Here is an 11,197-nt window from a genome sequence, read left to right on the forward strand (position 1 = left end):
GTCCGAACGCGGCGGCGACCGCGCAGCCTTCATGTACACCCTGATCGTCACCGCAAAAATGAACGACATCGACCCCCAAGCCTGGCTCGCTGACGTTCTCAAACGACTGCCCGACATGCCAGTCTCGCGCGTGCACGAGCTGCTACCATGGAACTGGAAAACCGCAGCACAAAACGTCAAGGCCGCATAAACGCGGTCCACGCCGGATGTTTACGATTTTGCGAAGTTTGAGGACAACGGATCGCTTGAAGCGCTGGCTGCGGCTCCGGACGGGACCCTCTATACCCTGCCCGAACGCTCCGGCGGCAGGGACGTACCTTTTCCGATTTATCGTTATTCAAGAGGGACTTGGGAGGTGATCGCCTTCTTGCCCCGACGCGGCTCCTTTCTGCCAACGGGGGCTGATATCGGACCTGACGGGTTGCTTTATATTCTTGAGCGGGCCTTTACGGCCCTTGGGTTTCGCAGTCGCATCCGACGGCTTGATCCGGCCGCACCCGGTGCGGGAGTTCAAACCCTGATCACAACGCCGATGGGGCTTCATGACAACCTCGAAGGCATATCTGTCTGGCGATCCAATACGGGTGCAACATGTCTGACTTTGGTGTCCGATGACAACTTCCTGGCGATCCAGACCAGCGAGTTGGTGGAATACGCCCTGACGGAAACCCTTGCAGGAGGCGCATCCTGCGACTAAGACGCCCAAATCCCGAGTCTGGGATCAAGTCGCCGCAACCTTGCTAAAACGGGCATCAGATATGACACGCGCACACCTTCCCGGCATCATTGCCATGGCCCTCATTGTGTTGGCCTCAAACATCCTCGTTCAATTCCTGTTCGGAAACTGGCTGACCTGGGGGGCGTTCACCTACCCGCTGGCCTTTCTTGTCACCGATATCATGAACCGCGTCTATGGCGCGGGCCCTGCGCGCACCGTCGTGTTCGTCGGATTTGTCGTCGGGCTGGTCTGTAGCCTGATCGGCACACAGATCATGGGCGAATTTGGTCCCTTGGTGACCATGCGCATCGCGCTTGGCTCCGGCATCGCGTTCCTGACGGCGCAATTGCTCGACGTCGGCATATTCTCGGCGCTGCGCCGTGGGGCATGGTGGAAAGCACCGCTTGTCTCGACCCTTGTGGGCAGCACCGTTGACACCGCCCTGTTTTTCTCGATCGCGTTTTCGGCGAGCTTTACGTTCATCCACCCTGCAACCGACGTGGCATGGGCCGGCGAGGTGTTACCGATCCTCGGGGTCGGCCCGATGGCGCCGCTTTGGGTGTCGCTGGCAATTGCAGACTGGGCCGTCAAGCTAACGCTGGCGCTGATTGCATTGGCACCCTTTCGCTGGGTCACAGCAAAAATTGAGCACACCGTCTAAAAGCGTTGACATTTGGCGCAGCTATGCGACGCTGTACATGAGTTCAACAAATGTAAAGGAGGTGATCCAGTGTCAAGAACGGTATTGGAGAGAGGTGTCGGAACAGCTTTGGAGGTCGCCTGCTGAGGCAGCCCTTACGCGGGCAAACCACCGGAGTGGACGGTGTCGTCTAACCGACCCCACCTCCTGAAACCATTCGATTGGGCCGCACCGAAACGTGCGGCCCTTTTTCGGTTCAATAGGAACATTTGCATGACACCGACGCTCTCCAGCCTGATCCTTTACACGTCCCGGATGGACGAGATGGCCCGGTTTTACGTCAACATTTTCGGCTACTCAGTTCACCCACTCGAAGGCGACCGAATTATCGAGTTACGCCCGCCGGCGCCGGGCATGACACTGCTGCTGCATCCGATGGGCAAAGGGCGCAAACAGGGTCAGACGCTGGTCAAGCTGACCTTTGCAACGGACGATGTCGCAGGTTTCTGCGCGAACTGCGCCGAAAAAGGGCTTGTCTTTGGCCCGCTGCACACGGCAGATGGCTATGTTTTTGCGAATGCCAAGGACCCGTCGGGCAATTCCGTCAGCGTGTCGGGGCGTTTGGCGTCTGGTTGAGGGCCAAGGGTAACCATGCTGCGGATCAACGACGACATCACCATTCAGGACTGGGAATTGAGTGAGCAATTTGTCCGCTCTTCCGGTCCAGGTGGGCAAAATGTGAACAAGGTGGCCTCTGCGGTGGAATTGCGATTCGAGGCGGCCCGCTCTCCGTCCTTGCCGGGGCCGGTCAAGACACGGTTGAAGCGGTTGGCGGGGCGGCGCTGGACGCTGGACGGAGCGCTGGTGATCCAATGCGAGGAAACCCGCAGCCAGGCGCGCAACCGCGACATCGCCCGCGACCGTTTGGCCGAGTTGATCCGCAAGGCGCTCGTGGCCCCCAAAAGGCGGATCGCGACCAGGCCGACGTTGGGGTCAAAGAAACGCCGCCTCAAGGCCAAGAAAGTGCGCGGCGAGGTCAAGACAATGCGCGGTCGCGTAGACCCCGAGGACTGAGCATGGCGGAGGATGCCTCCGCCTTACGGGGTTGATTGCGGATGACAGCGACCCCAAAGCCCGTAAGGTGGGCGCGTCGACTGCCCTTCTTTTCAACCCCAAAGGACACCATGCGCCCAACGGACCGGACCGGCCTTGCCATTATCCTGAGCCTTGTGGCGTTGACGTTGTTCGATGCCATGGGCCTGGTGATCAAACACCTGTCCGGCACCTATTCCGCAGCAGAGCTTTCGGCGTGGCGCAACCTGTTTGGTCTGATCCCGTCGATCATCGCATTGGCCGCCTCGCGCGGGTGGCATGCCAAAGGACGGATCTGGCGGATACGGCAGTGGAAGCTGGCATTGATGCGCGGCTTTATCGTGACCTTTGCACAGCTGTTTTTCTATATGTCGCTGGGCCGGATGGAATTTGCAACCGCCTCGACAATCACCTATGCCAACGCATTGTTCATGACGGCCCTCGCGGTGCCTTTGCTGGGCGAGCATGTGGGTTGGGTCCGCTGGAGCGCTGTGATGGTTGGCTTTGTCGGCGTCATATTTGTCATGCAACCAGGGTCAGACACATTCTCGTTGGATGCGCTTTTGCCGCTGGGGGCTGCGGCCTGTTATGCCTTGGTGGGAGTCACGGCGCGCCTGATGGACGACGATGTGCCAAGCCCACTTGTCAGCCTCTATTCCTCAATCTCTGCGGCCTGTGGCGCTTTGGTTCTGGCCCTTTCGCTCGGTGGGTTCACACCGGTCCAAAGCAGCACAGACATGGCCTGGATCATTGCCATGGGGGGGTTTGGCGGCACGGCTGTGCTGTTCCTGGTGGTCAGCTACCGCATGACCGAACAAAGCAACCTTGCCCCGTTCAGTTACTTCGGTATACCGCTGGCTTTTGGCCTTGGCTGGTTGTTTTTCGACGAGACCCCTTGGGATGCTTTGTTTCCGGGCGCCCTGCTGATCGCCATCGGTGGGCTGCTGATCATCTGGCGCGAACGTGCGTTAAGGGCAAAGCGACTGAGCTAAGCCTGCCCTATACGACGACGTCCAAGGCCTCTTGCTTGCCGACCCCGAAAACCCGTTTGTACCTTTCGATTTCGTCCTCTGGACCCATGGCCTTGTTCGGGTTGTCCGACAGTTTGACGGTGGGTCGCCCGTTTGCACTGACCGCCTTGCACACCAGCGAGAATGGAGCGAGCGCGTCGCCCTCTGTCAGACCAATGAAATCATTGGTCAGCATCGTACCCCAACCAAAGCTCGCCCGGACACGGCCTTTGAACTGTTTGTGGAGTTCCTCGATTTTGCCGGCGTCCAAGCCATCGGAAAAGATCACCAGCTTTTGCGTCGGGTCTTCGCCGCGCGCAGTCCACCAGTCTATCGCGATTTCCGCCGCTGCGGCAGGATCCCCGCTGTCGACCCGAATACCTGTCCATCCGGCAAGCCAATCGGGCGCATTTTCAAGGAAACCTTCGCTCCCGTACGTATCTGGAAGGATAATGCGCAGGTTGCCGTCATGCTCTTCCTGCCAATCGCTGAGCACGTCGTAGGGTGCCCGGGCCAGTTCCGCATCATTCTTAGCCAAAGCGGAATACACCATGGGCAGTTCGTGGGCATTGGTGCCGATGGCTTCCAAGTCCCGATTTTTGGCGATCAGGCAGTTTGAGGTCCCGACGAATTTTTCGCCCATACCTTCGTACATCGCTTGCACGGCCCAGTCCTGCCATAAGAACGAGTGTCGGCGGCGGGTCCCGAAATCAGCGACCCGCAGCCCGTCCAGTTCGCGTAATGTCTTGATCTTTTCCCAGAGTTTCGTCATCGCGCGGGCATAGAGCACCTGAAGCTCGAACCGGCCCATCCCGTTCAGAACCGCCCTGCCGCGCAGCTCCATCAACACGGCCAGCGCCGGGATTTCCCAAAGCATGACCTCGGGCCATGACCCTTCAAAGGTCAACTCGTACTGATCGCCACGCCGTTCCAGGTGATAGGGCGGAAGGCGCAAGGCTTCGAACCAGTCCATGAATTCAGGCGTAAACATCTGCCGCTTGCCGTAAAACGTATTGCCGCGCATCCATGTGCTTTCGCCGCGGCTGAGCGACAGGGATCGGATATGATCCAGTTGTTCGCGCAATTCGCCTTCGTCGATCAACTGCGCCAGTGGCACATGTTTGGATCGGTTGATGAGCGAAAAGGTCACCTGCGTGTCGGGTTTGTTGCGGAACACGGATTGGCACATGAGCAGCTTATAGAAGTCCGTATCTATCAAAGACCGGACAATCGGGTCGATCTTCCATTTATGGTTCCAGACGCGGGCGGCAATATCGACCATGTGGCGGTTCCTTGCTTGACTGTTAACCTTGTGCCAGAGGTTTGCGCCCGGCTGCAAGCCAAGGCGCGCGAAGACCGACACGGTCTTCGGCAGCAATCCGGCTCGGATTGCAATGCGGCTCCAACGTCGGCGGCAGGCGGAACGCAGACGCCGCGACGGCGTCTCGCCGTGATCCGCGTCGGATCACGAGGCCAGCTTGACCCCTGCCGCCTTCATTGCAGCACATGCGGCCTCCAATGATCCATCCAGATTGATCGCGCGGCACAGGTCCATCCGAACCGTCACGTCGAACCCCAGTTTTGCCGCATCCAGCGCAGAGAAGTTGACGCAAAAATCGGTGGCGAGACCAACCATCATCAGTTCAGATATCTCACGGGTGCGCAGATATCCTTCAAGACCGGTCGGCGTGGACCGATCATTCTCAAAGAAAGCAGAATAGCTGTCGATGCCTGCGCGGAAGCCCTTGCGCACGATCATCTCGGCCCGGTCAGTATGCAAGTCCGGGTGAAATCGCGCGCCTTCCGTCCCCTGAACACAATGATCCGGCCACAGCACTTGTGCACCATAGGGCATTTCCGTCACCTCATAAGGCGCGTGGCCATCATGGGACGAGGCAAAAGACGAATGCCCTGTCGGGTGCCAGTCCTGCGTCAGGACAACCGCTTGAGCCGCGCGCATCAATCCGTTGATTCCGGAAACAATCTGGTTTCCGCCGGGCACGGCCAAAGCCCCGCCCGGACAAAAGTCATTTTGCACATCGATCACAATAAGGGCTGTCATGACGTCTCCTCTGACAGGTGCGGGCGGGCGACACGCCCGCCTTACGGGTTTGTGGCGCACCCCGTGGCCCGGATCAACCCCGCGCCCTCTTGCAAGGCCCTGTGTGGATGCCTTATAGCGCTCCGACTTAGACTTGAATCGTTTGTTCTCCGCCTCTCGCTTTGGTCGAACGCGAAAAACGACCAATGATGTCTCAAGGAAAAGTCGAAACGCTTTAATTGCCAATCATGTACACAATCGCAGCCCTCTACCATTTCACGCGCTTTGCCGATCCCGAGGCCCTCAAGGGCCCGCTGGCCAAGACGGCGTGCAGTCACGGCGTGACGGGCACCCTGCTACTGGCCCCCGAAGGCATCAATGGCACCATTGCCGGCACACGCGCAGGCATTGATGCCGTATTGGCGCATATTCGAGCGCTGCCCGGATGTGATGATCTGGAATGGAAAGAAAGCCACAGTCCGACCCCACCTTTTGGCAAGATGAAAGTCCGCCTGAAGCGCGAGATCGTGACAATGGGTCAACCGGATGTCGATCCTGCTGCGCGCACCGGCCACTATGTCGAAGCCGCGGACTGGAACGAATTGATTGCCCGCGACGATGTTGTGCTGATCGACACGCGCAATGATTATGAAGTCGCCATCGGCACTTTCGATGGTGCCATCGACCCTGAAACTGCCAGTTTTGGCGAATTCCCCGCGTGGTGGGAGGCGAACAAGCATCGCTTTCACAACAAGAAGGTGGCGATGTTCTGCACCGGCGGCATTCGTTGTGAAAAATCGACCAACTATCTGCTCGGACAAGGCGTTTACGACGTCTATCACCTCAAGGGCGGCATTCTGAAATATCTCGAAGAAGTGCCGGAGGCGACGAGCACCTGGAACGGGGCCTGCTTTGTCTTTGACGGGCGCGTCAGCGTGGGCCATGGGCTCGAGGTCGGCCCGCACCAGCTTTGCCACGCCTGCCGCCGTCCGATCCTGCCGGAAGACCGGAGCCGACCTGAATATGAGGCCGGTGTCAGCTGTCATCTGTGTGCTGACGACACGACCGAAGAGGACAAAGGGCGCTTTCGCGAACGCCAGAAACAGGTGAATCTCGCGCGGGACCGCGGAACAGATCACCTGACCGGACGCATGGTCCCTGACAAAGGGTAGCTCGTCAAACAGCTTCAACCCATCTGCGCAAGCCTGCCAGAAATGCCAATTCTCATCTGTCTCGGGTTGGCCCGGCTGTTGTTGTTACAGGGTGAACGTGCGAAATCTTCTGGCTGTCTTTGTGGCGCTGATCGCCCTCTCAGGCGGGCTGTATCGCCGTTTGTTGACGGCTCCGGCCCAGCAACCAGAGCATGATCGCGATATTCAATCCATTCCATAAAATGCCGTTCCAGAACGCCATTTCGTAACTGCCCGTCACGTCATAGATCCAGCCGGACATCCATCCGCCCAGCGCCATGCCCATGATCGTCGCCATCAGCACGAACCCGACACGGCCACCGGCCTCGCGGGCGGGCATGTATTCGCGCACGATGACCGCATAGCTGGGCACGATCCCACCTTGGCTCAAACCAAACACCAGACTGACCACGTAGAGGGAAATGAGCGCATCTGACGGCAGGTACAGGACCAATGCAATGCATTGCAGGACGGATCCAATCAACAAAGTGCGCACACCACCCAACCGGTCCGCCAGAAGGCCAGACACAATCCGCGAGCCGACGCCTCCCAACAGCATCAGCGCCAGCATCTCTGCCCCGACGGCAGGGCCATACCCCAGATCGACGCAGTAGCTGACGATATGGACCTGCGGCATCGACATCGCGACGCAGCATCCCACGCCTGCAAGCCCCAACAACCACGCCAGCGCGCGCGGCGACAAGCCGACGGATCCCGCTCTGAGGTTCGAGGCGGCTTCGGCCGTGGCATAGGCCTCGTCCGACACCTTGCGTCGCAAGGCAAAGGCCAGAGGTACGACCACGAGCAAGGTCGCAAGTGCCAGGATCCCGTACACCACGCGCCAGCCATCTTCAGCCAGGAACCCTGCGAGGATGAGAGGCCAGAACGCGCCTGAGATGTAATTGCCACTGGCCACCAAAGCCACTGCAATGCCACGTCTTTTCATGAACCAGTGCGAGATGTCCGCGATGAGCGGCCCGAAGCCGACCGCCGTGAAAAAACCCACGAAAAGTTGCGCCAACGACAACATCAGAATGGATGTGCTCAAAATCGCCAGCCCGTAGGCCGCTGCGATCCCAAGGCCACATGCCACCAGCACCGGAGTGACGCCCCATCGGTCAACTGCCCGACCAATTGCAAAATTGCCCACCGCAAAACCAATCATCGTCAGCGTGTAAGGCAGGCTCGCCTCTGCGCGGCCAACACCGAATTCCGCCTCGACTGCGGGCATGACAACGATAATGGCCCACATCCCCACATTTGCGACGGTGGCGATGGCAAGCGTGAGAGCCAGGCGGCGCCACGCATATGGGCTGTCGAGCAAACTGTTTGTCATGTCCCTATCTGCGCCTGACCGGCATCCTGACGCAAGAGCCCGCGTTAATTCCGAACAATTCGATCTGTTAAGCGCAGGGTAACGGGACCCACGCTACCACTGCACTTGGGTGAAATTGAGGTGTGGGTATGAACGCGCAAGCAAATGCGCGGCCTATCATCATCAAGCGCAAGAAAGTCATTGCTGCCGGGGGGCATCATGGCGGTGCTTGGAAGGTGGCCTATGCGGACTTCGTGACCGCTATGATGGCTTTCTTCATGTTGATGTGGCTGCTGAATGCAACAACTGAAAAACAACGCAAGGGGATCGCGGACTATTTTTCGCCGACCATCCCGATCAACCGCATTTCCGGCGGTGGCGACGGCAGCTTTGGCGGCAACAGTGTATTTTCGGAAATGACGTTGCCACAAAACGGGACGGGAGCCACCTCCCAACGACCAACCGAAGCGCGGCAAGCGCGCGGCGAAACGGGGATGAGCGTCGATGGTGCGGGCCAATCCCAGGACCAGGAGGTGTTTACATCGCTTGAGGCAAGGTTACTCGGCAAGGGCGGCGAGTCCAAAGTGATGGAAAACGATTTTCAGCACATAACGACACGTCTGACAGATGAAGGTCTGGTTATCGAAATATTTGCGTTGCGGGATACGCCCCTGTTTGAGGGCGCATCCGATCGACCGACTGCGCTGTTGGAAAATCTGGCAAGGGTCATCAGCGAAACGGCACAGACCGTCGAAAACGGCATTGCGATCGGCGGCCATGTACCCGCGGAACCCGTTGTTTTAGCTGAGCCAAAAAACTGGCAACTGTCAGTCGCGCAGGCGAGTGCGATGCGCAAATTGATCGAACGGGCCGGCATTGAAACGACCCGGATCAAACGTGTCACAGGGCATGCAGACCGCGAACCCGCCGTGCGCAACCCAATGGCCATACGCAACAACAGGCTGGAGATCGTGCTGCTGCGCGATTAGCGTCCGCATCAGAATAGATCAGATTTTATCTGTTAGCCCGACATTAAGACGCGACGCCTAACTGTTGGCCCAATTCGGTCGATACAGCAGAAAGGCGTGTCCATGACGATATCTTCTTCGCTCAACGCAGGTGTGGCAGGGCTTCAGGCCAATGCAACGCGGCTTGCATCCATTTCGGACAATATCGCGAACTCCTCCACATTTGGGTACAAGCGGGTCAATACGGATTTCCATTCGATGGTGATTTCGTCATCTGGCGGTACCTACTCTGCGGGTGGCGTCCGGGCGACGACGTCCCGCCTGATCGACCAAAGCGGATCGTTGGTGTCCACCTCCAATCCCACGGATCTGGCGGTACGTGGGCGCGGTATGCTACCCGTGGCGCAGGCCGCCCAAGTTGAGGTTGGAAACGGCGATACACAGATGTTGCTGACGACAACGGGGTCCTTCCGGACCGACGCAGCAGGATATCTGCGATCTGACGCGGGGCTTATCCTTCTGGGATGGCCTGCAATGCCGGATGGCACTGTTCCCCCATATCCGCGCGACACTTCCGACGGGCTGGAACCGGTTCAGATCAATGTGAACCAGTTCTCGGGTGAGCCGACCACTGAAATTTCACTCGGCGTCAACCTGCCTGCGACTGAAACGGACGCAGGCAGCCTTGGCGAGGCACAAAACCTGGCCGTTGAGTATTTTGACAACCTGGGCACTTCGGAAAGCGTCAATATCAGCTTTTCCCCCAATGTACCGGCCACCGGGTCCTCAAACGAATGGACCATGACGTTGACAGATTCCGCTCTCGATGGAGCGGTCATCGGCGAGTATACCCTGGCATTCGATGACAGCCGCACTTCGGGCGGTACGATGATGTCCGTCGTTGATGTCCCGGGCAGCCCTGGCGGAACATACGATCCCATAACCGGTGCGGTCATTGTCAACGTGGACGGTGGGCCACTGGCCATCAACATCGGTCAACTGGGCGATAGCGACGGCATCACGCAACTGTCCGACAGCTTCGCGCCAGTCTCCATTTCCAAGGACGGATCGCCGGTTGGTAACATGACCAGCGTGGAAGTTGACGCAAATGGTTATGTCACGGCCTTCTTTGACACCGGGATCAACCGCACCGTTTACCAGATTCCATTGGTCGATTTGCCCAATCCTAATGGCATGGTCTCGCTCGATCAGCAGACCTATCTGCCATCCCCGGACAGCGGCAATTATTTTCTTTGGGACGCGGGCGATGGTCCAACCGGAGACGTGGTATCTTACGCCCGGGAAGAGTCCACCGTCGATGTTGCAGGCGAACTGACGTCCATGATCCAGACCCAGCGCGCGTACTCCTCCAATGCCAAGGTAATCCAGACCGTGGACGAAATGTTGCAGGAAACCACCAACATCAAACGATAAAGTGGTCGGCCACCCAGGCCGCCTGACCCCCATCGGAAGGTTCTGATATGACCATCTCCAGTGCATTGAATTCGGCCATGTAGGGGCTGCGCGCGGCAGGGCGCGCGTCCGAAATCGTATCGTCCAATATTTCGAACGCGCTCACGCCCGGGTATGCACGGCGCTCTTTGTCGCTCACTTCGTCTGGAGAGGGATTTTCAGGTGGCGTTCGTGTCAATGGGGTCACGCGTCACATCGACACTCAGGTTTTGTCCGACCGTCGTCTGGCTGGGGCGGAGTTCGGTTATCGCAATGAAACCACGGGTTTTCTGAACAAGTTCGAAAATCTGCTGAGCACGCCGGACCAACCCGGCTCCCTGTCTGCGCGTCTCTCTGAATTCGAAAGCAGTCTGATCACGGCCAGCAGTCGACCCGACGCAAATGAACGTCTTGAGGCCGCCGCATGGAGCGCGCGTGATCTTGCGATTGCTATCAACACGGCCTCCGACGGAGCGCAACAAGCGCGGACGCAAGCTGATCGGAACATTGGCACACAAGTCGAGAGGCTGAACGAAGTCCTGAAGTCCGTTGAACGGTTAAACAGTCAAATCATTTCGGCAGGCTCTAACAATGGCGACACATCGTCATTGCAAGATCAGCGCCAAACACTGGTTGATGAAATCAGCGAAATGGTTCCAATCCGCACGGTGCCCCGACAAAAAGGCGCAATCGCTGTTGATTTTCGCTGAGAAGTGACCCGGTATTTTCACCGAGATTTGACCCACCCTTGATTATGTCTCAGCGGTCATG

At 58.3% G+C, this 11,197-nt stretch carries 13 protein-coding genes and 1 pseudogene; 10 read left to right on the forward strand and 4 right to left on the reverse strand.

The window, feature by feature from the left end:
• From LC354_RS23400 to LC354_RS23425, 6 genes and pseudogenes are all read left to right on the forward strand, one after another.
• The coding region (locus tag LC354_RS23400) for a transposase domain-containing protein (RefSeq protein WP_223423851.1) at nt 1-190 on the forward strand (190 nt) is incomplete at its 5' end.
• Between the two features lie 39 nt (nt 191-229).
• A pseudogene (locus LC354_RS23405) lies at nt 230-697 on the forward strand (esterase-like activity of phytase family protein); the annotation flags it as partial.
• Nucleotides 698-758: 61 nt separating this feature from the next.
• Nucleotides 759-1,379, forward strand: a complete 621-nt coding sequence (locus tag LC354_RS23410; RefSeq protein ID WP_223428393.1) for a queuosine precursor transporter — start codon at nt 759-761, stop codon at nt 1,377-1,379.
• Between the two features lie 252 nt (nt 1,380-1,631).
• On the forward strand, nt 1,632-1,994 hold the full coding sequence (locus tag LC354_RS23415; protein ID WP_223428394.1) for a VOC family protein: 363 nt from the start codon (nt 1,632-1,634) through the stop codon (nt 1,992-1,994).
• Between the two features lie 15 nt (nt 1,995-2,009).
• A complete protein-coding gene (gene arfB, locus LC354_RS23420; protein WP_223428395.1) occupies nt 2,010-2,432 on the forward strand; it encodes an alternative ribosome rescue aminoacyl-tRNA hydrolase ArfB in 423 nt (140 codons plus the stop codon).
• Nucleotides 2,433-2,542: 110 nt separating this feature from the next.
• Nucleotides 2,543-3,442 (forward strand): DMT family transporter, encoded by a 900-nt coding sequence (locus tag LC354_RS23425; protein WP_223428396.1) that lies wholly within the window; start codon nt 2,543-2,545, stop codon nt 3,440-3,442.
• A gap of 7 nt (nt 3,443-3,449) precedes the next feature.
• Here LC354_RS23425 and pncB read toward each other — a convergent pair whose 3' ends face one another.
• Both pncB and pncA read right to left on the reverse strand, forming a co-directional pair.
• Nucleotides 3,450-4,742: a nicotinate phosphoribosyltransferase gene (gene pncB, locus LC354_RS23430; RefSeq protein WP_223428397.1), complete on the reverse strand. Its 1,293-nt coding sequence runs from the start codon at nt 4,740-4,742 to the stop codon at nt 3,450-3,452.
• 183 nt (nt 4,743-4,925) lie between these two features.
• Entirely contained in the window at nt 4,926-5,522 is a 597-nt protein-coding gene (gene pncA, locus LC354_RS23435; RefSeq protein ID WP_223428398.1) for a bifunctional nicotinamidase/pyrazinamidase, read from the reverse strand.
• Nucleotides 5,523-5,749: 227 nt separating this feature from the next.
• Here pncA and trhO point away from each other — a divergent pair, with 227 nt between their 5' ends.
• Nucleotides 5,750-6,673 carry an oxygen-dependent tRNA uridine(34) hydroxylase TrhO gene (gene trhO, locus LC354_RS23440; RefSeq protein ID WP_223428399.1) on the forward strand — a complete coding sequence of 308 codons (924 nt, stop codon included), beginning with the start codon at nt 5,750-5,752 and terminating at the stop codon, nt 6,671-6,673.
• Nucleotides 6,674-6,812: 139 nt separating this feature from the next.
• On the opposite strand, the gene LC354_RS23445 is transcribed toward trhO, so the two are convergent.
• Complete coding sequence (locus LC354_RS23445; RefSeq protein ID WP_223428400.1) at nt 6,813-8,027, reverse strand: MFS transporter; 1,215 nt, start codon at nt 8,025-8,027, stop codon at nt 6,813-6,815.
• A gap of 128 nt (nt 8,028-8,155) precedes the next feature.
• Here LC354_RS23445 and LC354_RS23450 point away from each other — a divergent pair, with 128 nt between their 5' ends.
• Nucleotides 8,156-8,995 carry a flagellar motor protein MotB gene (locus tag LC354_RS23450; protein WP_223428401.1) on the forward strand — a complete coding sequence of 280 codons (840 nt, stop codon included), beginning with the start codon at nt 8,156-8,158 and terminating at the stop codon, nt 8,993-8,995.
• A 102-nt stretch (nt 8,996-9,097) separates the two neighbouring features.
• On the forward strand, nt 9,098-10,408 hold the full coding sequence (locus LC354_RS23455) for a flagellar hook protein FlgE (RefSeq protein WP_223428402.1): 1,311 nt from the start codon (nt 9,098-9,100) through the stop codon (nt 10,406-10,408).
• Here the strand turns inward: LC354_RS23455 and LC354_RS23460 are convergent.
• Complete coding sequence (locus LC354_RS23460) at nt 10,398-10,586, reverse strand: hypothetical protein (protein ID WP_223428403.1); 189 nt, start codon at nt 10,584-10,586, stop codon at nt 10,398-10,400. The two genes, LC354_RS23455 and LC354_RS23460, sit on opposite strands and share 11 nt — an antisense overlap.
• Between LC354_RS23460 and LC354_RS23465 the strand changes: the two genes are divergently transcribed.
• Nucleotides 10,576-11,136 (forward strand): FlgK family flagellar hook-associated protein, encoded by a 561-nt coding sequence (locus tag LC354_RS23465; RefSeq protein WP_223428404.1) that lies wholly within the window; start codon nt 10,576-10,578, stop codon nt 11,134-11,136. The genes LC354_RS23460 and LC354_RS23465 overlap by 11 nt on opposite strands.
• The last annotated feature ends 61 nt before the right edge of the window (nt 11,137-11,197 follow it).

The organism is Tateyamaria pelophila (genome assembly GCF_019966495.1).
Classification (GTDB): Bacteria; Pseudomonadota; Alphaproteobacteria; order Rhodobacterales; family Rhodobacteraceae; genus Tateyamaria; species Tateyamaria pelophila.